This is a genomic window from Streptomyces boninensis (assembly GCF_048572725.1).
In the GTDB taxonomy this organism is placed as follows: Bacteria; Actinomycetota; Actinomycetes; order Streptomycetales; family Streptomycetaceae; genus Streptomyces; species Streptomyces boninensis.
This window is the reverse complement of record NZ_CP183837.1, coordinates 850,249-871,777: the sequence shown is the minus strand read 5'-3', so window position 1 is coordinate 871,777 and position 21,529 is coordinate 850,249. Positions and strand designations below refer to the sequence as shown.

The 21,529-nt window shown below is 72.2% G+C and carries 17 protein-coding genes; 8 read left to right on the top strand and 9 right to left on the bottom strand.

Annotated elements, in window-relative coordinates:
- Positions 1 to 127 precede the first annotated feature (127 nt).
- The 3 genes from ACNNMR_RS03945 to ACNNMR_RS03935 are packed head-to-tail and all read left to right on the top strand — an operon-like array spanning position 128 to position 3,348.
- A complete protein-coding gene (locus ACNNMR_RS03945; protein WP_419993088.1) occupies positions 128 to 2,491 on the top strand; it encodes a nitrate- and nitrite sensing domain-containing protein in 2,364 nt (787 codons plus the stop codon).
- Positions 2,488 to 2,934 carry a roadblock/LC7 domain-containing protein gene (locus tag ACNNMR_RS03940; protein ID WP_419993087.1) on the top strand — a complete coding sequence of 149 codons (447 nt, stop codon included), beginning with the start codon at positions 2,488 to 2,490 and terminating at the stop codon, positions 2,932 to 2,934. Before ACNNMR_RS03945 ends, ACNNMR_RS03940 begins: the two co-directional genes overlap by 4 nt.
- 3 nt (positions 2,935 to 2,937) lie before the next feature.
- Entirely contained in the window at positions 2,938 to 3,348 is a 411-nt protein-coding gene (locus ACNNMR_RS03935; protein ID WP_419993086.1) for a DUF742 domain-containing protein, read from the top strand.
- A gap of 10 nt (positions 3,349 to 3,358) precedes the next feature.
- On the opposite strand, the gene glpK is transcribed toward ACNNMR_RS03935, so the two are convergent.
- The 3 genes from glpK to ACNNMR_RS03920 form a co-directional block, all read right to left on the bottom strand.
- Complete coding sequence (gene glpK, locus ACNNMR_RS03930) at positions 3,359 to 4,861, bottom strand: glycerol kinase GlpK (protein WP_419993085.1); 1,503 nt, start codon at positions 4,859 to 4,861, stop codon at positions 3,359 to 3,361.
- Positions 4,862 to 5,065: 204 nt separating this feature from the next.
- On the bottom strand, positions 5,066 to 6,247 hold the full coding sequence (locus tag ACNNMR_RS03925) for a lipid-transfer protein (RefSeq protein WP_419993084.1): 1,182 nt from the start codon (positions 6,245 to 6,247) through the stop codon (positions 5,066 to 5,068).
- Positions 6,244 to 6,705 carry a Zn-ribbon domain-containing OB-fold protein gene (locus ACNNMR_RS03920; protein ID WP_419993083.1) on the bottom strand — a complete coding sequence of 154 codons (462 nt, stop codon included), beginning with the start codon at positions 6,703 to 6,705 and terminating at the stop codon, positions 6,244 to 6,246. Before ACNNMR_RS03920 ends, ACNNMR_RS03925 begins: the two co-directional genes overlap by 4 nt.
- Before the next feature lie 88 nt (positions 6,706 to 6,793).
- On the opposite strand from ACNNMR_RS03920, the gene ACNNMR_RS03915 reads away from it, so the two are divergent.
- Positions 6,794 to 7,600: a M15 family metallopeptidase gene (locus ACNNMR_RS03915; protein ID WP_419993082.1), complete on the top strand. Its 807-nt coding sequence runs from the start codon at positions 6,794 to 6,796 to the stop codon at positions 7,598 to 7,600.
- 23 nt (positions 7,601 to 7,623) lie between these two features.
- Here the strand turns inward: ACNNMR_RS03915 and ACNNMR_RS03910 are convergent, their stop codons facing one another.
- The 4 genes from ACNNMR_RS03910 to ACNNMR_RS03895 all read right to left on the bottom strand — a co-directional run bounded on the left by ACNNMR_RS03910 (position 7,624) and on the right by ACNNMR_RS03895 (position 12,666).
- The gene (locus tag ACNNMR_RS03910) at positions 7,624 to 8,688 is read right to left on the bottom strand and encodes a chitinase (protein ID WP_420000253.1); all 1,065 of its coding nucleotides are present in this window, start codon (positions 8,686 to 8,688) and stop codon (positions 7,624 to 7,626) included.
- The gene (locus ACNNMR_RS03905) at positions 8,685 to 9,386 is read right to left on the bottom strand and encodes a lytic polysaccharide monooxygenase (protein ID WP_419993081.1); all 702 of its coding nucleotides are present in this window, start codon (positions 9,384 to 9,386) and stop codon (positions 8,685 to 8,687) included. The genes ACNNMR_RS03910 and ACNNMR_RS03905 overlap by 4 nt, the downstream gene beginning before the upstream one ends.
- A gap of 282 nt (positions 9,387 to 9,668) precedes the next feature.
- Positions 9,669 to 10,475, bottom strand: a complete 807-nt coding sequence (locus tag ACNNMR_RS03900) for a hypothetical protein (RefSeq protein ID WP_419993080.1) — start codon at positions 10,473 to 10,475, stop codon at positions 9,669 to 9,671.
- Between the two features lie 55 nt (positions 10,476 to 10,530).
- Complete coding sequence (locus ACNNMR_RS03895) at positions 10,531 to 12,666, bottom strand: glycoside hydrolase family 31 protein (protein WP_419993079.1); 2,136 nt, start codon at positions 12,664 to 12,666, stop codon at positions 10,531 to 10,533.
- Between the two features lie 228 nt (positions 12,667 to 12,894).
- Between ACNNMR_RS03895 and ACNNMR_RS03890 the strand changes: the two genes are divergently transcribed.
- Positions 12,895 to 14,889 carry an acetoacetate--CoA ligase gene (locus ACNNMR_RS03890; protein WP_419993078.1) on the top strand — a complete coding sequence of 665 codons (1,995 nt, stop codon included), beginning with the start codon at positions 12,895 to 12,897 and terminating at the stop codon, positions 14,887 to 14,889.
- A 66-nt stretch (positions 14,890 to 14,955) separates the two neighbouring features.
- Positions 14,956 to 15,816: a hypothetical protein gene (locus ACNNMR_RS03885; protein ID WP_419993077.1), complete on the top strand. Its 861-nt coding sequence runs from the start codon at positions 14,956 to 14,958 to the stop codon at positions 15,814 to 15,816.
- A gap of 107 nt (positions 15,817 to 15,923) precedes the next feature.
- On the opposite strand, the gene ptsP is transcribed toward ACNNMR_RS03885, so the two are convergent.
- Both ptsP and ACNNMR_RS03875 read right to left on the bottom strand, forming a co-directional pair.
- Positions 15,924 to 17,594, bottom strand: coding sequence for a phosphoenolpyruvate--protein phosphotransferase (ptsP, locus tag ACNNMR_RS03880; RefSeq protein ID WP_419993076.1), 1,671 nt, complete (start codon positions 17,592 to 17,594; stop codon positions 15,924 to 15,926).
- Between the two features lie 76 nt (positions 17,595 to 17,670).
- Positions 17,671 to 18,123, bottom strand: a complete 453-nt coding sequence (locus ACNNMR_RS03875) for a PTS sugar transporter subunit IIA (protein WP_419993075.1) — start codon at positions 18,121 to 18,123, stop codon at positions 17,671 to 17,673.
- 213 nt (positions 18,124 to 18,336) lie between these two features.
- Between ACNNMR_RS03875 and ACNNMR_RS03870 the strand changes: the two genes are divergently transcribed.
- A complete protein-coding gene (locus ACNNMR_RS03870) occupies positions 18,337 to 18,936 on the top strand; it encodes a CDP-alcohol phosphatidyltransferase family protein (protein ID WP_419993074.1) in 600 nt (199 codons plus the stop codon).
- Positions 18,937 to 18,951: 15 nt separating this feature from the next.
- Positions 18,952 to 21,447, top strand: coding sequence for a sugar phosphate nucleotidyltransferase (locus ACNNMR_RS03865; protein WP_419993073.1), 2,496 nt, complete (start codon positions 18,952 to 18,954; stop codon positions 21,445 to 21,447).
- Positions 21,448 to 21,529 lie beyond the last annotated feature (82 nt).

The following is a 21,529-nucleotide window of genomic DNA, read 5'->3' as shown; positions in this document are numbered from 1 at the left end:
GGGGCTACGAGTTGCATGGTGCCAAGTAGTAGGCTCTCGCCGTTTACGGGGGGAGGCAGCAATGCCCGTGTGCAATCGGTGACCTGGGGAGTCCATGCGTTTTCGCGGGAAGTCCATTCGGCGGACCATGGTGGCGCTGTTGATAGTGCCGTTCGCGGCGCTGTCGTGTATCTGGCTGCTCACCACCGTGCTCTCGGCGCGGGACGCCGCCAGACTCTCCTCGCTCAACCCGGTGGTCGAGGACCTGTCGGGACCCGCGCAGGAGGCGCTGTGGGCGGTGCAGGACGAGCGCCGCGCGGCCGTCGTCTACCTCGCCGACCCACGGGCGCCCGGGGCCGAGGGCCGGCTGCGAGCCGCCGAGCGCAGATCCACCGCCGCCGTGAAGGTGTTCCGTACCAACGCCGCGGGGCAGGGGCTGCGGGACGACCTCGGCGACAAGTCCGTAAAGCGCCTCGATGAGGGCATTGCGGCGCTCGACCGGCTCTCCTCCGTCCGCCGGGACGTCGAAACTCAGGCGCTCACCCGCAGCGCGGCGCTGCGGGAGTACATACGCGTGGTCGAGCCCGGCTTCACCTTCCTGTCGTCCGTGCACGACGTGGGCAACGTCGATCTCGACCGCCGCGGCCGCGCGATCACCCAGATAGTCCGCGCGCACGAGTCCATATCCCGCGAGGACGCCCTCCTCGCCGGCGCGCTGACCGCCGGCAGCATGACGCAGCGCGACATGCGCACCTTCACCGAGCTGGTCGCCGAGCGCCGCACCCTCTACGAGGCCAACCTCCCGGAGCTCCCGGACGCCGACCGCAGCGCCCTCCAGGCCTACTGGAAGGGCGCCGCCGCCAAGAACCTCATCGTCTTCGAGAGCGCCGCCATCGAGGCAGGCACCGAGCGGGCGCCCCGCTCCGCCACCCCCGAGAAGTGGGCGACCGCGACGGAGGCGGTCGCGAACGGCACCGACAAGCTCACCGTCGCCGCCTTCCGCTCCTACCAGGAGCGCGTCGACACCCTCTCCGGCCGTGCCGTCACCGAGGCCGCCGTCACCGGCGTCCTGGGCCTGCTGGCGCTCGCCGTCTCGGTGATCGTGCCGATGCGCATCGGCCGCCGCCTGGTCCGCGACCTCACCGCGCTGCGCAAGGACGCCCAGGAGGCCGCCGATGTGCAGCTGCCCAGCCTGCTGCGGCGGCTGGCCGCGGGCGAGCAGGTGGACGCCGAGGCGGAGACGCCGCGGCGGCCGTACCAAGAGGGCGAGATCGGCGCCGTCGGGCAGGCCGTGGGCACCTTGCAGCGGGCCGCGGTGACATCCGCGGTCAAGCAGGCGGGCATGCGCCGCGACGTCTCCGACGTGTTCGTCAACATCGCCCGCCGCAGCCAGGCGCTGCTGCACCGCCAGCTCAAGCTCCTCGACACCATGGAGCGGCGCACGGCCGACAACGCCGAACTCGCCGACCTGTTCAAGCTCGACCACCTCACCACCCGCATGCGCCGGCACGCCGAAGGCCTCGTCATCCTCTCCGGCGCCGCCCCCTCCCGGCAGTGGCGCCGCCCGGTGCCGCTCCTCGACGTGGTGCGCGGCGCCGTGGCCGAGGTCGAGGACTACGAGCGGGTCGAGGTCGGCGCGCTGCCGGAGGCGGCCGTCCAGGGCCCCGCGGTGGCCGGACTGATCCACCTCCTCGCGGAGCTGATCGAGAACGCCACCGTCTTCTCGCCGCCCATGGCCCCGGTCGAGGTGACCGGCGAGACCTCGACCGGCGGGATGCACGGCGACGGCGTCACGCTGAGGATCACCGACCAGGGCCTCGGCATGTCCGAGGAGGCGCTGCTGGACGCGAACCTGCGGCTGGCGGAGACCCCGGAGTTCGCGCTCGCCGACACCGACCGCCTGGGCCTGTTCGTGGTGAGCAGGCTCGCCAGCCGGCTCGGCCTGCGGGTGTGGCTGCGGCGCGCGGACCTCGGCGGCGTCACCGCCGAGGTCGAGATGCAGCCCGCGCTGCTCGACCACTCCGAGCGGCTCCCCGCGGCGTCCACTCCCGGCGGCATGCCCCGCCGGCCGGCCCCGCCGCCGCCCGCTCCGGCCCCCGCCCCGCCGTCCGCCGCCGGCCTGCCGGTCCGGATGCCCGCCCAGCGCACCGCGGGCGAGCTTCCGGTCCGCGGCTCCGGCAGCGCCCCGGGCATCCCGCGGCGCCCGGATCTGTCCCCCGCGGCGGCTCCGGTACGGGTCTACGAGCAGCACCAGCGCACCCGCGACGTGGCACCCGCCACCGACCCGGCGGCGCCGGCGAGCCCGGCGGTCCCGGGCCGCGCCCCGCTGCCCCGTCGGGAGCCGCGGCGCGGCACCGACCGGGTGAAGGCCGCGCAGGTGCCCACCGGCGAAAACAAGGAGCGCGACGCCGACGAAGTGCGGAACCGGATGGCCGCCCTCCAGCGTGGTTGGAACAGGGCGCGCACAGACCACACTGATGCGGAAAATTCACAGGAGGGAGAGGGCCGGTGAACGCGTACGAATCCCTGGCACGCAGCCAGCACCAGCCGGGGTCGGAGCGGCTCAACTGGCTGCTCGACGATCTCGTCGAGCGGGTCGCGAGCGTCCGGATGGCCCTGGTGGTGTCCGGCGACGGGCTCGCCATGGGCGTCTCGCAGGGCGTGGAGAGAGAGGACGGCGAGCACCTCGCGGCCCTGGCCTCCGGCTTCCACGGCCTGGCGAAGGGCGTCGGCGCCCGCTTCGACGCGGGTGCCGTCCGGCAGACCGTGGTGGAGCTGGACGAGCTCTTCTTCTTCGTGACCACGGCAGGTGACGGCAGCTGCCTCGCGGTCCTCGCCGAGGCGGACGCCGACATCGGCCAGATCGCGTACGAGATGACCCTCCTGGTCAAGCGCGTCGGCGACCATCTCGCCGCGGCGCCACGGGACGGCGGGACGCAGGCCGCCGGGGGGTAGTGCATGCCCCACGCCGACAGCTGGTACGACGACGAGGCAGGCCCGGTCGTCCGCCCGTATGCGATGACCAGGGGCCGCTTCAGCAGCGCTCCCGACCCGTCACTCGACGAGCGCGTGGAGACGATGCCGGACGCCATTCCACCGGAAGGGCTCGCTCCGGAACACCACCGGATACGCGAGCTGTGCGCCGCCGGGCCGCGCTCCGCGCGCGGCATGGCGGCGGCACTCGACCTGCCCGCGGTGGTGGTGAGAGTGCTCGTCACCGACCTGCTGACGGCGGGCGTGCTGCGTACCACCGAAGCCGCCGAGGCCGAGGCCGCCGCCTCCGAGGAGGCGGCGGCCGTCGCCATGGGGGCGGCCGAGGTGGACGAAGCGCTGCTTCGTCAGGTGCTGGACGGTCTCAAGGCCCTTTAGCCGCGGCGGCCTAGTCCTCCGCCCACGCGAAGGTGCGCTCCACCGCCTTCTTCCAGTTGGCGTACTCGCGGTCCACGGCCGCCGCCTCCATCCGCGGCGCCCACTCCGCGTCCTTCTTCCAGTGCGCCTTGAGCTCGTCCAGGCTCTGCCACACGCCGGTGGCCAGGCCCGCCGCGTAGGCGGCGCCGAGGCAGGTGGTCTCGGCCACCACCGGGCGGATCACGGGGACGCCGAGGACGTCGGCCTGGTGCTGCATCAGCAGGTTGTTGGCCGTCATGCCGCCGTCGACCTTCAGGTCGGTGATCTGCACCCCGGAGTCCTGATACATGGCGTCGACGACCTCGCGGGTCTGCCAGCTCGTCGACTCCAGCACGGCGCGCGCGAGGTGCGCCTTGGTGACGTACCTGGTCAGGCCCGCGATGACGCCGCGGGCGTCCGAGCGCCAGTACGGGGCGAACAGGCCTGAGAACGCCGGGACGATGTACGCGCCGCCGTTGTCGTCCACGCTGGCCGCGAGGGGCTCGATGTCCTCGGCGTTCTGGATGATCCCCAGCTGGTCGCGGAACCACTGCACCAGCGCGCCGGTGATCGCGATCGAGCCCTCGAGGCAGTAGACGGGCGCCTCGCTGCCGATCTGATAGCCGACGGTGGTGATCAGCCCGGACTTCGAAGGTACGGGCCGGGTGCCGGTGTTCAGCAGCAGGAAGCTGCCGGTGCCGTACGTGTTCTTCGCCTCGCCGGGCTCGTAACACGTCTGCCCGAAGATCGCCGCCTGCTGGTCGCCGAGCGCGGACGCCACCGGCACGCCGGCGAGCTGCCCGGTGCAGGTGCCGTACGCCTCCGCCGAGGGGCGGATCTCCGGGAGCATCGCCTCTGGGATGCCGAGCACGCCCAGGATCTCCGGGTCCCACTGGTGCGACTCGATGTTCATGAGCAGCGTGCGGGAGGCGTTGGTGATGTCGGTGACGTGCCGGCCGCCGTCGACGCCGCCGGTGAGGTTCCAGATCAGCCAGGAGTCGATGGTGCCGAAGGCGATCTCGCCGTTCTGCGCGCGCTGGCGCAGGCCCGGCACGTTCTCCAGCAGCCAGGCGGCCTTGGGTCCGGAGAAGTACGTGGCCAGCGGCAGGCCCGTCTTGTCGCGGAAGCGGTCCTGGCCGTGCTCGGCGCCGAGCTCGTTGCACAGCTGGGCGGTGCGGGTGTCCTGCCAGACGATGGCGTTGTGCACCGGCTTGCCGGTGGCTTTGTCCCACAGGACCGTGGTCTCGCGCTGGTTGGTGATGCCGACGGCGCTGAGCTCGTCGGCGCGCAGGCCCGCCTTGGCGAGCGCCCCGGCCACCACGGCCTGGGTCTTGGACCAGATCTCGGTCGCGTCGTGCTCCACCCAGCCGGGCTTGGGGAAGATCTGGCGGTGTTCGCGCTGGTCGACGGCGACGATGCCGCCGGCCTCGTTGAAGATGATGCAGCGGCTCGAAGTGGTTCCCTGGTCGATTGCGGCTACGTACTTGTCGTTCATGCTTGCCCCCAGGTGTCTGGATGCGCGGCGACGTTCGACGACGTGCGGACCGGGCCGTCGCCAGTGGCGGCAGATCACCGGAGGGGAACCGACGGCTCCGGCGTGCGGGGGCCGTCTGGCGGCGCTGCCAGCTGACATCGCGCAGTTTTCACCGGGGGTGTTGGGTCGTCAAGACGGTGGACACAAAGGGTTGTTGTGTATGTCTCAGCGGACGGCGATCACCGACGAGCCATGGCCGAAAAGCCCCTGGTTGGCGGTGATGCCGGTACGGGCCCCCGGCACCTGGCGGCCGTTTGCCTGCCCTCGCAGCTGCCAGGTCAGCTCGCAGACCTGGGCGATGGCCTGGGCCGGCACCGCCTCGCCGAACGAGGCCAGGCCGCCGCTCGGATTGACCGGAACGCGCCCGCCGAGCGCGGTGTCGCCGGACCGCAGCAGCCGCGCCCCCTCGCCTTCGGCGGCGAGGCCGAGCGCCTCGTACCAGTCGAGCTCCAGGGCGGTGGACAGGTCGTACACCTCGGCCGTGTCGACGTCTTCGGGGCCGAGCCCGGCCTCCTCGTACGCGGCCTGCGCCAGCTGCGCGCGGAAGGCGGCGGAGCCGGCGCCGTCCGCGTCGGTGGCGATATCGGGGAAGTCCAGGTCGGAGCGCGGGTAGGCGGGGGTGCGGGTGGAGACGGCGCGGATCCGTACGGGCTGCTCGGCGCCGTGCCGGCGGGCGAAGTCGAGGCTGGTCAGGACCAGGGCGGCGGCGCCGTCCGAGGTGGCGCAGATGTCCAGCAGCCGCAGCGGGTCGGCGACGACGGCGGAGGCGGCGACCTCGGTGGCGTCGACCGGCTTGGGGTAGCGAGCGTTGGGGTTGTGCGCGCCGGCGGCCGAGTTCTTCACCTTGACTTGCGCGAAGTCGTCTGTGGTATCGCCGTACAGCGCCATCCGGCGGCGGGCGTAGAGGCCGAAGTAGGCGGGGTTGGTGGCGCCCAGGAGGCGGAAGCGGACCCAGTCCGGGTCGTCGGGGCGCTCGCCCGCGTTGGGGGCGAAGAAGCCCTTGGGGGCCGCCTCCGCGCCGATGACGAGGGCCACCTCGCAGTCACCCGCCAGAATCTGGTCGCGGGCGGCGGCGATGGCCTGGGAGCCGGAGGCGCAGGCGGCGTATACGGTGGTGACGCGGCTGCCCTGCAGGCCAAGGGCGCGGGCGAAGGTGGCGCCCGCGACATAGCCGGGATAGCCGCAGCGTACGGAGCCGGCGCCGACGACCGACTGGACGGTGTCCCAGGCGAGCCCGGCGTCGGCCAGCGCGGCGCGGGCGGCCGTGATGCCGTAGCGGACGAAGCTCTGTCCCCACTTGCCCCAGGGGTGCATGGCGGCGCCGAGCACCGCGACCTCGCCGGTCATCGGGTCTCCTCCGTCTCGTCCGCGGGCCTGAAGTGCCAGGTGGTCCAGGTTTGCTCGGCGTCCTCGTGCAGCACTCCGGGCACCACCTCCACGGGCATGCCCACCTCAAGGTCATCGGTGCGCACCCCGGGCACGGCCTGCCCCATGACCACGATCCGCTCGTCCTTCAGCTCCACCGCGAGCAGCGCGTACGGCTCCCACTCCCGGTCCGGATCGCGTGGGTACGGGGGCGGCGGCGGGTAGCGGCAGTCGGTGTACGACCAGATGCGGCCCCGCGGCGACAGGGCGACCTCGATGAACTCCGTGCTCGTACAGGACGGGTCACGGCAGAAGACGTCCTCCCGCGGGAAGAACAGCGCCCCGCAGGCGGCGCACCGCGTGCCGAGCAGCCGGAAGCCGCGCGGATCGCCGTCCTCGGTGAACAGGCCGGCGACGGCGGGCGTGCGGGTGGGCGCCATGGGCTTCCCCTCCAAAGGTCATCTGACGACACGTCAGAAAGTCTGCTGCCTTACGGATACCGCCGCGCGAGTGATAAAGGAAGGGGCCATGACGAGATCTGCCACCGCGCTCCGCGCCCTCGCCGTCACCTCCGCCGCCCTGCTCGCCGCGGCCACCGCCCCGGCCGTGGCGCAGGCCAAGCCGGAACCGAAGGCGCCGAAGGAGTTCGTCGCCCTGGGCGACGTGGACCCGACGATCATCCAGGAGATGCGCTACACGACGCCGCACAACTTCGTCGGCGAGCGCATCGACGGCTACAAGAAGCCGCTGTGCATCCTCACCGAGGACGCCGCGAAGGGCCTGCACCGCGCCCAGCGGCAGCTGCTGAAGAAGGGCTACAGCCTCAAGGTCTACGACTGCTACCGCCCGCAGCGGGCCGTGAACCACTTCGTCGAGTGGGCCAAGGACCTCCAGGACGAGCGGATGAAGGCCGAGTTCTACCCGCGGGTGGAGAAGAACCGTCTCTTCGAGGACGGCTACATCGCCGAGAAGTCCGGGCACAGCCGCGGCTCGACCATGGACCTCACCGTGGTGAAGCTCCCGGCGAAGCCCACCCGCCCGTACGTCCCGGGGGAGAAGCTCGTGGACTGCGCGGCCCCTAAGGACGAGCGCTTCCCCGACAACTCCGTCGACATGGGGACGGGCTTCGACTGCTTCGACACCCTCTCGCACACCCTCGACCCCCGCATCAAGGGCAAGCAGAAGGCGAACCGGCTGCTGCTGAAGGACGCCCTGGAGGCCCAGGGCTTCACCAACCTCGCCGAGGAGTGGTGGCACTACACGTTCAAGCCGGAGACCTTCCCGGACACCTACTTCGACTTCCCGGTGGCGCGGCGGTCGCTGACCGGTCACTGACCGGACCGCGACCGCCGCTCCGGTCAGCGGCCCTGCAGGGACTTGACGTTGTTGCCGAAGGTCCAGCTCTTCGACCCGTCCCAGTTGATGGACCAGGTCATCAGGCCCTTCAGCGCGCCGCCGTAATGCCGCCAGGCCTGGCTGACCAGGCCGGTCGACATGTGGCCGCCGCCGGCCCCCGGCTGTGCCGGGAGGCCGGGGGCCTGCTTGTCGTACGGCACCCGGATCGTGGTGCCCTGGATGACCAGGCCCCGGTCGAGGCAGTCGGTCTGGGCGATGAAGCCCGCGACCGTGCCGGCCGCGTAGGAGTCGCCCGCGCAGCCGTACATGCTGCCGTTGTAGTACTGCATGTTGAGCCACCACAGGCGGCCGTTGTCCGCGTACTTCTTGATGATGGGCAGGTACGCGCCCCAGATCGAGCCGTAGACGACGCTGCCGCCGGTGACATAGGCGGTCTCGGGCGCCATCGTCAGGCCGAAGCCGGCGGGCATCTGCGCGAGCACGCCGTCGATGATGCGGATGAGGTTCGCCTGCGAGGTGGAGAGCGTCTTGATGTTGCCGCTGCCGACCAGGCCGGTCTCGATGTCGATGTCGATCCCGTCGAAGTTGTACTTCTTGAGGATCGGCACGAGGGTGGCGATGACGCGGTCGGCGACGGCGGTGGAGCTCAGATCGATGCCGGCGGTGGCGCCGCCGAGGGACATGAGGATGGTGGCGCCGGCGCTCTTGGCCTGGCACATCTCCTCGGGGGTGGCCACCTTGACGGTGGCGTCCATGCCGTCCTCCCACTTCACCGTGCCGTCGGAGAGGATCACGGGGAAGGCGGCGTTGATGACGTTGTAGCCGTGGTCGCGGACGCGGGGGTCGGTGATCGGGGTCCAGCCGAAGGGCGGGTGGACGCCGTTGGCGGCGCCGTCCCAGTTCTCCCAGTAGCCCTGGAGCACCTTGCCCGCGGGCTTCGGCTTGGTCGGGCAGGTGGCCGCCTGGGTGGGTTCCCGGGCCTCCGGGCCCGCGGCGGCGGCGGGGAGCTGCGCGACGAGGGCCAGGGCGAGGCCCGCGCCCAGGGTGCGCAGGATGCGGCCGATCATGTGGTGCACGCGCCGAGGTCCTTCCAGACGCCCCATTCCCCGGTGGTGCCGGGCTCCTCGCCCTGCGTCCACCACTTGGCCTGCCAGATGCGGCCCTTCCAGGTGACGTTGGTGCCGCCGGTGTACACGCTCGCCGAATTCCAGGCCGCGGCGCAGGAGGTGGGCGGGTCGGGATCGGTGCCGCCGCCGACGTTCACGTCGATGCAGGCGTAGAAGGCGTTGCCGGTGTCGGCGACGTTCCAGACGGCCAGGACCTTCTGGCGGCCGGTGAGGCTGCCGAAGTCCACCTGGTGGCTGACCGTCTCGGGCGGCTGGGCGCCGCCGCCGCTGATCTCGGCAAGCTTCCGGCCGCCCGCGAAGTACTGCCAGCTGGCGGTCGAGTGCCGCGCCGTGAAGCGCCAGGAGAAGGTGGTGACGCGGTTGACGCCGGTGACGCGCCAGCCCTTGCTGTCGTCGTCGAGCTCCGCGAACTTCGCGTTGCCGCCGCTGCAACTGGTCAGGCCCTTCGGGCCTTCGACGCTCTGCGGCTCGTACTTGATGTCCCCGCAGGGGACCGTGCCGGCCGCGCACTGCGCCTGCCGGCTGGGCGGCGAGGTCACCCAGCCGTGCGCGCTCGCCGAGCCGGTCGGCAGGGTGACCGCGAGGGCGGGGGCGAGCGCCGCGCCGAGTAACGCCGCGAGTCTTCGTTTCGGATGCATGCCGTCTCCTTCGGGGAGGAATGACGCCAGATCGCCGTAGGTCTAGACCTAGTTGGCCTTAGGTCTAGACCTACTCGCATGTCGTGACTCGGTCAAGAGGCTTTGGCGCCATGCCCCGGGCATGCCTGTGCGTAAATCCGGAAGCCCCTATTCGAGGCAATGACCGTACGCGTGCCCGTCCAGGCGCTCATACTCAAAGATGTGCGGCCGCGCGTGACGGCGCCCGGTCGCCGAGAGTGCCCTGCGGCGGGCGGCGCCGCAGGGCACTCGGCTGTGCGGCGGCTATTCGGCCGGGACCAGAACCTCGTCCTTGACGCCGGCCGCCCGCTTCGCGAGCGCCTCCAGGTCGATATCCGCAGGGGACTTGGTCATGGTGGCGGGGCTGCCGTCGACAATGGCGACCAGGACGCCGTCCTCGCTCCAGGCGCAGGTCGGCATCGACATCTTCTGCCCGTACTGCTCCTTGACCATGACCGCGCAGTGCCAGGTCTCGTCGGAACCGGCCGGCTTGACCTCCTTGTGCGGCGTGCCCGCCGAGGTGCCCTCCGCATCCTCGGCGCCGTCGAGATACTCGTTCGCCGACTGGCTGCCGCTGCGCGAGTCGACGCCGCCCTGATAGACGAGCTGATCCCCGGAGCCGCCGGTGTAGAGGCCGGAACGCAGCTCGTCGGGCTGCGAGTCGCCCTGGGCTTTCAGGCCCGACCGCATCTGCTCGGTGAGGTCCTGCTTGAGCTTCAGCTTGCCGCCTTCGAGGGACTTGGGGAGCGTGACCTCGTAGTCGGGGGTGGCGGAGCCGCCGTCCCTGATCACCTGGAGGCCGCCCCAGGCGCTGAAGGCCAGCACGGCGACGACGCCGCCGACGATGGCGAGCACCTTGCCCGTATTCGACTTCGGGGGCGGCGGGGGCGGGTAGAAGCCGGGCTGGGGCTGGGCGTTGTACGGGCCGGGCTGCTGGGGAGCGCCGTACGGGCCGGGCTGCTGAGGCGCGCCATACGGGCCGGGCTGGCCGTATCCCTGCGGGCCGTATCCCTGCTGGCCGTAACCCTGTGGCGGCTGCTGTCCGTACGGACCCTGCGGCGGCGTGCTCATCTTCCCCCGGTTCCCCTCCGAATGAATGTGCGGCCGCTCACCGTAACCCACACACTCACAGCCCGCGCAGCCGCACCGGCCTCCCCGGCTCCGTACCGTCGTCGCGAGCCACGGTCACCCCGCCCGTCCGGCGCGCGGTGAACCGCTCCAGGTGCACCTCGCCGCGGGCGTCCTCGACGGCGAGCGCGCCGGTGCCGGTGCGGCCGGGGGCGGGCGCCCACACCTCCAGGACGACGCGCCCGTCCGCACCCGTCACCGGCAGCACGCTGCCCGCCCTGGCCAGCACCGGGATCCGGTCCAACGGCGCCTCCAGGACGGCGCGGCCGCCGCTGTGGGTGCGGCCGGTGGCGGTGTCGTACCAGCGGCCGGGCGGGAGCGGCACCGCGCGGCGGCGCGCCCCGGGGTCGAGCACCGGCGCCACCAGCAGCGCGTCGCCCAGCAGGAACGCGTCGTCGCAGGCGCGCAGCTGGCGGTCGAACGGGTGCTGCCACCACAGCGGGCGGGCGTACGGGGCGCCGGTGAGGTGCGCGAGGTGGGCGAGGGTGCGCAGGTACGGGGCTAGGCGGGTGCGGGCGCGGAGGATGGCGCGGGCGTGCTCGGGCACCGGGTCCCGGTGCTCCCAGGGGGCGGAGTGGGTGCGGACGAAGGGGAGGAGGCAGGCGAGTTGGAGGGTGCGGAGGTAGAGCTCGTCGTCGCCTGCGACATCGAGGCCCGCGAAGGGCACCCCGCACAGGCCGAGCCCTACTGTGCGGCGCAGCGCGGCGCGCAGGCCTGCCCAGTCGGCGGGTGCCTCGGTCCAGGTGCCGCCGTAGCGCTGCAGGCCCGCCCAGCCGGAGCGGGAGAGGAGGAAGGGCGGCTCGGCGGGGCGGAGGGCGGAGAGGGCCTCGTGGCCGGCGCGGGCCATCGTCAGGGCGTAGGCGTTGTGCGCCTCGCGATGGTCGCCGCCGCGGCTCTCCAGGCTGTGCCTGGCCGCGGGCGGGAGATCGGGCTCATTGCGGGTGTGGGCGACTCCGGCGAAGCCCAGGGCGGAGCCCTCGGCATACAGGCCGCCCCACCACTTGCGCGCACCTGGGTCGGTGAAGTCCGGATACGCGGTGTGCCCGCGGGTGTCGTGCACGAAGACGTCGGCGTCGGTGCCCGTGTCGTACGCCGGGTCGCCCGGCTCCGCGGGTACGTCGGGCGCGACCTCGCAGACCAGCCGCACCCCGTCCGCGCGCAGCCGCGCGGCCTGGGTGGCAAGGTCGGTGAAGGCCGGGACCGCGAACGGGCGCTTTCCGGCGGTGAGATGGACCGCGGACAGCGGCAGGTCGCGCTCGGCGTGCCCGGCGGTCAGCTCCCGCAGCCGGTCCGCGTCCGCGACGCCGGCTGCGTGGTGGCCATGCGCCCAGGGCGGCGGTACCGCCGGGGCGCCGGTCAGCGCGATCCAGCTGTGCACGATGCGGGAGGGGGCGCCGGCGAGCACCCAATAGCGCAGCGGGCCGCCGTCCATGCGCAGCTCGCAGCCCGCCGCCCGGTCGTGGCCCGAGCCGGCGCCCTCCTCGCCCGGGTACCAGGCGAGCCGGCCGTCCCAGGTGGTGTCGTGGAAGAGCAGGTGCGAGCCGGCGTCGGACATCACCCACTGGACCGGCATGGTGAGCGGCTCGGCGTCCGCACCTGGTGGGAGGTTGTAGAGCCGCTGACTGCCGGTGACTTCGCCCGCGGGCCCGTAACAGCGCGCATCCGCGGGCAGCCGCGACCGCTGCAGCCAGCGCGCCTCGGCGCGTGACTCGCGCTCCCACCACCGCGGCGGCTCCAGGCGGCGCAGCAGCGCGCCGCCGGGCGTACGGAGCTCCACCGCGCCGTGCCGCGAGACCGCGACCAGGACGCGCTCGGAGACGACCCGCCAGCCGCCGTCCTTGTCGGGTTCGAGAGTGGCGCGCGCGTCGGGTTCGGGCGAGCCGGCGACCAGCGCGTACGACGGCTCCGGCTCGGCCCCGTCCCAGCCGCAGAAGACCGCCCCGCCGGCCGCCACCCGTACCAGCAGCGACGACCGCGAGAAGTGCAGCAGCCCACCGCCGTCCAACGGCACCGCGTCCACCGCCGCGCCCGGCACCCGGGCCCGCTCGTGTCCCTGCGGGCCCACGACGGCGGCACCGGCGCGGTGCTGCCGGTAGGCCGTGCGCCAGGAGCGCAGCAGGGCGCGAGCGTTCATGCTGCTCACACTGCCATCGCGGGCGGGGGGTCAGGGAAGAGTTAAGCCGCCGTTCACCGGGTGGAGGGCTGGGCTTAGCCCGGCGCGGGGCGGGTGGGGGCCACATGGGCCGGTGGTGCGATGTGTGGCGGCCGCCCTGGCCAAGGAGTGGATCACGTGGCATCGTCCCAGGCACACCACCCCCTGGGCTCAACGCCGAGCCCGTGACCCGGGAGCCGGAGCACGCCTATGTCACCCTCAGCCGCACCCGCGCCCCTCTGGACGCCGGACCCCGCCCGCGCGGACGCCGCGCGGCTGACCCGCTTCCATGCCTGGGCCGCGGAGCACCATGGCGCACCCGCGCCGGTGCCGGGCGACCGGCTCGCGTCGTACGGGGCGCTGCAGCGGTGGTCGGCGGAGCAGCCGGCGGCGTTCTGGGGCGCCTTCGCGGATTGGGCGGAGGTCCGCTTCACGACGCCGTACGAGACGGTGCTGGCGGATGCGGAGATGCCGGGGGCGCGGTGGTTCCCCGGCGCGACGCTCAATTATGCGGAGCATGCGCTGCGGGTGGCGGGGGACCCTGCGCGAGCCGACGAGGCGGCGCTGCTGTACGCGACCGAGGACGCCGAGCCGGTGACGGTGACCTGGGCGCAGCTGCGGGCGCAGGTCGCCTCGCTGGCGGCCGAGCTGCGCCGGCTGGGCGTACGGCCCGGGGACCGGGTCAGCGGCTATCTGCCGAACGTGCCGCAGGCGTCTGTGGCGCTGCTGGCCGCGGCGGCGGTCGGGGCCGTATGGACGTCCTGCGCGCCGGACTTCGGCGCCCGGAGCGTGCTCGACCGGTTCCAGCAGGTGGAGCCGGTGGTGCTGTTCGCGGTCGACGGCTACCGCTATGGCGGCAAGGCACACGACCGCGGCGACACGGTGGCGGAGCTGCGCCGCGAACTGCCCACGGTGCGGGCCTTCGTGCACGTACCGCTGCTGGGGAGCGAGGCACCCGAGGGCGCGCTGCAGTGGGACGACCTGGTGGCGGGGGCCGCGGAGCCGGTCTTCGAGCAGGTGCCCTTCGACCACCCGCTGTGGGTGCTGTACTCGTCCGGGACGACCGGGCTGCCCAAGGCGATCGTGCAGTCGCAGGGCGGCATCCTCGTCGAGCATCTGAAGCAGCTGTCGCTGCACTGCGACCTGGGGGCGGGGGACCGCTTCTTCTGGTACACCTCCACCGGCTGGATGATGTGGAACTTCCTCGTCTCCGGGCTGCTGGTGGGTGCCACGGTGGTGTTGTACGACGGCAGCCCCGGCTATCCGGCGGTGGACGCGCAGTGGCGGGTGGCGGAGTCCACCGGGGCGACCTTCTTCGGGACGTCGGCGGCGTACGTAATGGCGTGCCGCAAGGCGGAGGTGCACCCGGGGCGGGACCTGGACCTGTCGCGGGTGCGGTGCGTGGCGACGACCGGTTCGCCGCTGCCGCCGGACGGCTTCCGGTGGATCCACGACGAGGTCGCGGACGACATGTGGATCGCCTCGGTGAGCGGCGGCACGGACGTGTGCAGCTGCTTCGCGGGGGCGGTGCCGACGCTGCCGGTGTATGTGGGTGAGCTGCAGGCGGCGTGCCTCGGCACGGATCTGCAGGCGTGGGACCCGCAGGGGAAGCCGCTGGTGGACGAGGTCGGCGAGCTGGTGGTGACGCGGCCGATGCCGTCGATGCCGGTCGGCTTCTGGAACGACCCCGACGGCAGCCGCTACCGGGAGAGTTACTTCGAGACGTACCCGGGGGTGTGGCGGCACGGTGACTGGATCACGCTGACGTCGCGGGGGACGGTGGTCATCCACGGCCGGTCGGACTCGACGCTCAACCGGCAGGGCGTGCGGATGGGTTCGGCGGACATCTACGAGGTCGTGGAGCGGCTGCCGGAGGTGCGCGAGTCGCTGGTGATCGGGGTGGAGGAGGCGGACGGGGGCTACTGGATGCCGCTGTTCGTGGCGCCGGCGGAGGGCGCGACGCTGGACGACGCGCTGCGGGACCGCATCAAGCAGGCCATCAGGGCGGAGCTTTCGCCCCGGCACGTACCGGACGAGATCGTCGAGATCGCGGCGGTGCCGCACACGCTGACCGGGAAGCGGCTGGAGGTCCCGGTGAAGCGGCTGCTGCAGGGGACGCCGATGGAGAAGGCGGTGAATCCGGGGTCGGTGGACCGGGTGGAGCTGCTGGAATTCTACGCGAAGCTGGGGCGGGAGCGCGGGTAGACGTCACTGTCAGTGGCGACGGTTACTCTCGGTGAGCAGTGAATCGAAGCTTGCCGAGGGGGAGTCGTGCGGGAGAAATACGTATCACCGCGAAAGCTGCTGCGCCGGGAGACGCCGAGCACGGTGGGGCTGGTGGCGGATGCTGAGGACTACAAGTCGATAAGGAGATATGCCTCCTTCGCGGATGTCGGCGATCATGTCGCGTACCTGCAGGAGGTGGAGGGGCTGTTGCGCGCGTTGGCAGCGCGCGGGGTTCCCGTGACGGTGGCGCTCTTCGAGCCGGATGTCTACGCCTCGTTCTGCGCCCGCGGCGGGCTCGACCCGGACTCGGCGGCATCGAGGGCGCGTTATACGACCGAGTCGGCCGCGGCCCGCACCTCCGTGCCGTACGAAGGCCAGCGCATGGACCGCCTCCTGGACCAGCTCTTACGGGAGGCAGTGCGCCGCCGCAGCGGCGAGCACGCGGCGGCGCTGCTGGCGACGGCGGGGGAGTGCACGGACTGCGGCACCCACGTGGGCCGAGCGAGCTTCGACCGCGCTTCTGCGGCGCTTGCGGCGCTGTGCGAGCGGCTGGGGGAAGGGGTCCATCACGTGGTCGTGACGGTGGAGGAGGACGCGGAGGCCCCACTGGTGGCGGTGGCGCATGTCGACCACGGCCGCATCACCGAAGCGGAGGCGCTGCGCCTGTGCACCGTCCTGGCCGCGGGATTCGCGACGGGCAGCCCGGGCGGCGTGGTGCTCCGAAGCGCAGGCACCCCGGAGGTGGTACGGGCCTGGCACCTGCACGACAGCTGGCTGGAGCCCCTGACAGCGGGCGAGGTCTTCAACGCGTACTGCACAGACGCCGCCACGGGGGACCCGGTCCCACCGGAGCCGGGAGTGGAATACGCGGCGGGCTTCGCCCTCACACCGCCGGAGGAGGGATGAACGGCACCGCCGCAAGCCGTGGGCGTGCGTTCCGCCGGGGCGGAACGGGCGGGCACGGCGAACCGCACCCGCCCACCCCAACCGGCACCGAGCAGAAGCCGGGCGCGCTACTCGCCGGAGAGCACAGCCTGCGCGGCGCTCCGAGCCCCCTCAGCGGTATCCGCGGCCCGCGCCGCCGCAGCGGCCCGCTCACACTGCGCCAGCGTGTGCTTCGCCAACGTCGCCCGTACGTACGGAATCGCGGCGGCACCCATGGAGAGGCTGGTGATCCCCAGCCCGGTCAGCACACACGCAAGCACCGGATCCGAAGCCGCCTCGCCGCACACACCACAGCTCTTGCCCTCGGCCTTGGCCGCCTCCGCGGACATGGCCACCAGGTCAAGCAGCGCCGGCTGCCAAGGATCCTGCAGCCGCGACACCGCACCCACCTCGCGGTCCGCCGCGAAGGTGTACTGCGCAAGGTCGTTGGTCCCGAGCGACAGGAACTCGACCTCCTGCAGGATGGACCGCGCGCGCAGCGCAGCAGCCGGAATCTCCACCATCGCGCCGAACTTGGCCTGCAGCCCGGCCTCGCGGCAGGCGTCCGCGAAGTCCTTGGCGTCGATCCGGTCGGCCACCATCGGGGCCATGACCTCGAGATAGACGGGCAGACCCTGGACGGCCTTCGACAGCGCGGTCAGCTGCGTACGGAGCACGTCCGGGTGCTTCAGCAGCGACCGCAGCCCGCGTACGCCGAGCGCCGGGTTCGGCTCGTCGGCAGGCGTAAGGAATTCCAGGGGCTTGTCCGCACCCGCGTCCAGCACCCGCACCACGACCCGCCCCTCGGGGAAGGCCTCCAGCACCTTGCGGTACGCCTCGACCTGCGCCGCCTCGGTGGGCGCGGTCTTGCTGTCGTCGAGGAAGAGGAACTCGGTCCGGAAGAGGCCGACGCCCTCGGCCCCGGCCTCGACGGCCGCCGGCACGTCCGCCGGACCACCGACGTTCGCGAGCAGCGGCACCTTGTGGCCGTCGGATGTCGCGCCCGGCCCCGTAGCCGCCGCCAGCGCCGCCTTGCGCTCCTCGGCCTGCCGGGCCAGCTCGGCGCGGCGGTCGGCGTCCGGGTTCACGAAGACCTCGCCGGTGGAGCCGTCCACGGCCACCACGGAGCCCTCGGGGAGCTCGCCGGCGCCGGGCAGCGCCACGATGGCGGGCACGCCGAGCGCGCGGGCCAGGATGGCGCTGTGGCTGGTCGGGCCGCCCTCCTCGGTGATGAAGCCGAGCACCAGCGCGGGGTCGAGCAGTGCGGTGTCGGCGGGCGCCAAGTCGCGGGCGATCAGCACATACGGCTCGTCGCTGTCGGGCACGCCCGGCATCGGCACACCCAGGAGCCGGGCCACGATCCGGTTGCGCACGTCATCGAGGTCGGCGACCCGCCCCGCCATGTACTCGCCGGCGCCCGCGAGCAGCTCGCGGTAGGCGGCGAAGGCGTCATAGACGGCGCGCTCGGAGGAACTGCCGACGGTGATGCGGCGGTCCACGTCCGACATCAGCTCGGGGTCCTGCGCGATCATGGCCTGCGCCTCGAGCACCGCCTGCGCCTCGCCGCCGGCGAGCTGGCCGCGCGCCATCAGGTCGGCGGCCACCGCCTCGACGGCCTGGCGGGCGCGCTCCTGCTCGCGCGGCGCCGCCTCGGCCGGGATCTGCTTGGCGGGCGGCTCAAGCACCGCCGTGCCCATGTGCCGTACCTCGCCGATGGCCACCCCGTGGCTCACGCCGACGCCTCGCAGGGTTGTCTCCATGATGTTCACTGTCTCCGGTTGTTGCGGGGGAATTGCTGGGAAGGGTGCAGTACGCGGCCGGCGGTGCCGGCGGCGGTCACTGCCAGCCGAAGAGGGTGTCGGCGCCGGCCTTCACCGCGCCGCTGTCCACCACCTCGGCCAGCGCCTCGGGCGCCGCCTCCAGCGCCACCACGGGGGAGATCGGCGACTTGCCCGCCTTCTCCACCTCCTCGGTGTTCCAGCGGATCAGCACCTGGCCGCGGCTGACCCGGTCGCCCTTGGCGACCAGCAGCTCAAAGCCCTCGCCGTTGAGCTGCACGGTGTCGATGCCCAGGTGGGTGAGCACACCGTGCCCGTCGTCGTCGACCACGACAAAGGCGTGCGGGTGCAGTGACACGACCACGCCATCGACCGGCGCCACCGCCTCGGACGGACCCCGCTCGGGGTCGATGGCGGTGCCGGGGCCGACCATCGCGCCGGAGAAGACCGGGTCGGGCACGGCCGCCAGCCCAATGGCGGTACCGGTCAGCGGGGACGTCACAGTGGTCATGCGGAGAGCCTCCATGTGCTTGTGCGCGGGTGCGCCGCCGCTGCCTGTCCTGGGCGGGACGCCGCACTCGAAGCGTAACCAACAGGAGGTGAAGGTTCCGCACGGAGGAGCGCCAGACGGGGCGCCGGGTGGCGGAGCCGCTCGGAGGGCGGTGAGGCGGTACGGGTAAGGTCAGGGGGCATCGTCGGCACATGTGACGCGGGAGGAACGCGGGTGGAGGCCCAGGAGACCGAGGTCCAGACGGACCGGGTGCTCACCATCCCGAACATCCTCAGCATGGCCCGCCTCGTCGGCGTGCCGCTGTTCCTCTGGCTGATCCTCTGGCCCGAGTTCGGCGGCCCGAAGAACGACGGCTGGGCGCTGCTGATCCTCGCCCTGTCCGGCATCAGCGACTACCTCGACGGCAAGCTCGCCCGCCGCTGGGGCCAGGTCTCCAGCCTCGGCCGGATCCTCGACCCGGCCGCCGACCGGCTCTACATCCTCTCCACCCTCGTCGGCCTGACCTGGCGCGAGATCCTGCCGCTGTGGCTGACGGCCGTGCTGCTCGCCCGCGAGGCGATGCTGGCGGTCGCCGTGCTGGTGCTGCGCCGCCACGGGTACCCGCCGCCGCAGGTGAACTTCCTCGGCAAGGCCGCCACCCTCAACCTGATGTACGCCTTCCCGCTCCTGCTCCTCAGTGACGGAAGCGGGTGGTTGTCGTCACTCTCTGCTATTTTCGGATGGGCGTTCGCAGGCTGGGGTACTGCCCTGTACTGGTGGGCAGGGATCCTCTACATCATTCAGGTCCGTCGCCTGGTCAGAGCGGGTCCCTAAGGAGGAATCTTCCGGATGAAGGCCGTCGTGATGGCCGGAGGCGAAGGCACGCGGCTTCGCCCCATGACCTCGTCCATGCCCAAGCCGCTGCTGCCGGTCGTGAACCGGCCCATCATGGAGCATGTCCTCAGGCTCCTGAAGCGGCACGGACTCACCGAGACGGTGGTGACGGTCCAGTTCCTCGCCTCCCTCGTGAAGAACTACTTCGGCGACGGCGAAGAGCTCGGCATGGAGCTCACGTACGCCAATGAGGAGCGCCCGCTAGGCACCGCGGGCAGCGTCAAGAACGCCGAGGAGGCGCTGAAGGACGACGCCTTCCTGGTCATCTCCGGCGACGCGCTCACCGACTTCGACCTCACTGAGCTCATCCAGTTCCACAAGGAAAAGGGCGCTCTCGTCACCGTCTGCCTGACCCGGGTCCCCAACCCGCTGGAGTTCGGCATCACCATCGTCGACGAGGACGGCAAGGTCGAGCGCTTCCTCGAGAAGCCCACCTGGGGCCAGGTCTTCTCCGACACGGTCAACACCGGCATCTACGTCATGGAGCCCGAGGTCTTCGACTATGTCGACCCGGACGCCTCCGTCGACTGGTCCGGCGACGTCTTCCCGCAGCTCATGAAGGAGGGCAAGCCCATCTACGGCTTCGTCGCCGAGGGCTACTGGGAAGACGTCGGCACCCACGAGTCGTATGTGAAGGCCCAGGCCGACGTCCTCGACGGCAAGGTCGACATCGACATCGACGGCTTCGAGATCTCCCCCGGCGTCTGGGTGGCCGAGGGCGCCGAGGTGCACCCCGACGCCGTGCTCCGCGGCCCGCTCTACATCGGTGACTACGCCAAGGTCGAAAAAGGCGTCGAGATGCGCGAGCACACCGTCATCGGCTCCAACGTCGTGGTCAAGGCCGACGCCTTCCTCCACAAGACCGTCGTGCACGACAACGTCTTCATCGGTGCCCAGACCAACCTCCGCGGCGCCGTGATCGGCAAGAACACCGACGTCATGCGCGCCGCCCGGATCGAGGACGGCGCCGTGATCGGCGACGAGTGCCTCGTCGGCGAGGAATCGATCATCCAGGGCAATGTCCGCGTTTACCCCTTCAAGACCATCGAGGCCGGCGCGTTCGTCAACACCTCGGTGATCTGGGAGTCCCGCGGCCAGGCCCACCTCTTCGGCGCCCGCGGCGTCTCCGGCATCCTCAACGTGGAGATCACCCCGGAGCTCGCCGTCCGGCTGGCCGGCGCGTACGCGACCACGCTGAAGAAGGGCTCCCAGGTCACCACCGCCCGCGACCACTCCCGCGGCGCCCGCGCCCTCAAGCGCGCCGTCATCTCCGCGCTCCAGGCCAGCGCCATCGACGTCCGCGACCTGGAGAACGTGCCGCTCCCGGTGGCCCGCCAGCAGACCGCCCGCGGCAGCGCCGGCGGCATCATGATCCGTACGACGCCCGGGGTGCCGGACTCCGTCGACATCATGTTTCTCGACGAGCGCGGCGCCGACCTCTCGCAGGGCGGCCAGCGCAAGCTCGACCGGGTCTACGCCCGCCAGGAGTACCGCAGGGCGTTCCCCGGCGAGATCGGCGACCTGCACTTCCCGTCCAGCGTCTTCGACTCGTATACGGGCTCCCTGCTGCGCGCGGTCGACGCCACCGGCATCGCCGAATCCGGCTTGAAGGTCGTCGTCGACGCCGCCAACGGCAGCGCCGGCCTGGTGCTCCCCAGCCTCCTCGGCCGCCTCGGCGTCGAGGCCCTCACCATCAACCCCGGCCTCGACGAGGCCCGCCCCACCGAGACCGCCGAGACCCGCCGCGCGGGCCTGGTCCGGCTCGGCGAGATCGCCGCCTCCGCGCGCGCCGCCTTCGGCATCCGCTTCGACCCGGTCGGCGAGCGGTTCTCGCTCGTGGACGAGAAGGGCCGGATCGTCGAGGACGACCGCGCGCTCCTGGTCATGCTCGACCTGGTCGCCGCCGAGCGGCGCAGCGGCCGGGTGGCGCTGCCGGTCACCACGACCCGTATCGGCGAACAGGTGGCCGCCTACCACGGCACCCAGGTCGAGTGGACGACCACCTCGCCCGACGACCTCGCCCGCGTCGCGCGCATGGACGCCACCATCTTCGGCGGCGACGGCCGCGGCGGCTTCATCGTCCCGGAGTTCTCCTCGGTCTTCGACGCCACCGCCGCCTTCGCCCGCCTCATCGGCCTCGTCGCCCGTACGCAACTCACCCTCAGCCAGATCGACGCCCGCATCCCGCGGGCCCACGTGCTGCGCCGCGACATCGCCACGCCGTGGGCCGTGAAGGGCATGGTGATGCGCACGGTCGTGGAGGCCGCGGGCGAGCGCTCCATCGACACCACCGACGGCGTACGGGTCGTGGAGGCCGACGGCCGCTGGATCCTGGTGCTGCCGGACCCGGCCGAGGCGGTGACGCATCTGTGGGCCGAGGGCCCGGACGACGCGTCGGCGCAGGCGCTATTGGACGAGTGGACGGCGGTCGTGGACGGCGCGGGCAACTGAAGGGGGTCCGGGGGCGAAGCCCCCGGGATCATCTTTTGTAGGTCGGACCGACAGCGGAGCTGTCAACGCATATCGCCCAAAT